This window comes from Vibrio sp. A8-1, from assembly GCF_013048685.1.
Lineage (GTDB): Bacteria > Pseudomonadota > Gammaproteobacteria > Enterobacterales > Vibrionaceae > Vibrio > Vibrio metschnikovii.
This window is the reverse complement of record NZ_VHTC01000096.1, coordinates 1-1,017: the sequence shown is the minus strand read 5'-3', so window position 1 is coordinate 1,017 and position 1,017 is coordinate 1. Positions and strand designations below refer to the sequence as shown.

The 1,017-nt window shown below is 41.6% G+C and carries 2 protein-coding genes; both read left to right on the top strand.

Annotation, left to right across the window (positions count from 1 at the left end; all coding sequences use genetic code 11):
* The first annotated feature begins 103 nt into the window (after nucleotides 1-103).
* Nucleotides 104-445 carry a DUF4258 domain-containing protein gene (locus tag FKN93_RS17390; RefSeq protein WP_045570177.1) on the top strand — a complete coding sequence of 114 codons (342 nt, stop codon included), beginning with the start codon at nucleotides 104-106 and terminating at the stop codon, nucleotides 443-445.
* 10 nt (nucleotides 446-455) lie between these two features.
* On the top strand, nucleotides 456-893 hold the full coding sequence (locus tag FKN93_RS17385; RefSeq protein WP_062907537.1) for a helix-turn-helix domain-containing protein: 438 nt from the start codon (nucleotides 456-458) through the stop codon (nucleotides 891-893).
* The last annotated feature ends 124 nt before the right edge of the window (nucleotides 894-1,017 follow it).

The window sequence follows — 1,017 nt, the reverse complement described above, 5'->3', positions numbered from 1 at the left end:
GCGTTGTCAGCCCCTTAAGCGGGCGTTAGGGCTATTCATCAAATCTTGCTTTTATTCTTTTTCTCGCTCATAATTGAAGCTATCAAATTGATAGGTAGTCCGTATGTCAGATAATAAACTTGAGGGAATAGATGAGTTCCCGCTGACCTCAGCGTCAGCAAAGAAACTTATCAATGAACTGGCAAGTAATCATACAGCGAGAGTTTACATTAGTTCTCATGCGAGAGAACGCATGGAACAACGTGGTGTGACTCGAATGCAAGTATTTCAGGTACTTAGCAATAAGCACAGTAGAATAACGGAAGCTCCTCATCAAACACCTAGAGGCGACTGGAAATGTAACCTTCAAGGTATGGCTGCTGGTGAAATCGTAGAAGTTGTTGTTTCCTTAAAGAGACACGAAAACGATCCATCTGCATTTGTTGTTACGGTTATAGTTAAGTAAAGGGGCTAATATGTATCACTATAAAGAATGTGGTCTACCGTATGTTTATTTAACAAATGGCTTTACTATCGACAAAGTAGAGGATGAAGAATTTGTTAGTATCGACAACCTTTATGAGTTGCACGCTCTTATCGGTAGAAACATAGTATCTCAGGTAAGGCCTATTTCTCATCAAGAGTTCAAGTTTATTCGCATCGAGCTCAATATGTCGCAAAAGGCGCTGGGTAACTTGTTAGGAGTAGACACTCAAACAGTTGCTCGCTGGGAAAAGGGGCAGTCAGTCATTCCAAGGACAGCCGATGTGACTCTTCGTGCATTGTATGCAGAGTTCAATGACGACGATAGCCAAATAGGTCTTTTGCTAAATATGCTTTCAGACTCAGAAATTGAATCAACAATGGCAGAGTTACATTTAGAAGAGCAAGACAACAAGTGGCGTGTAGCATAGCCCTAACAAGGCGTTAAAGAGGGATTCGCAACGCGTAGCATTTTCGTTATGCGTTGATTTTATTAGTTTTTAGTGTAATGCGGTGAGTTGGTAGTTGCGTTGCTCACCCCTTAACGCGGCGTTA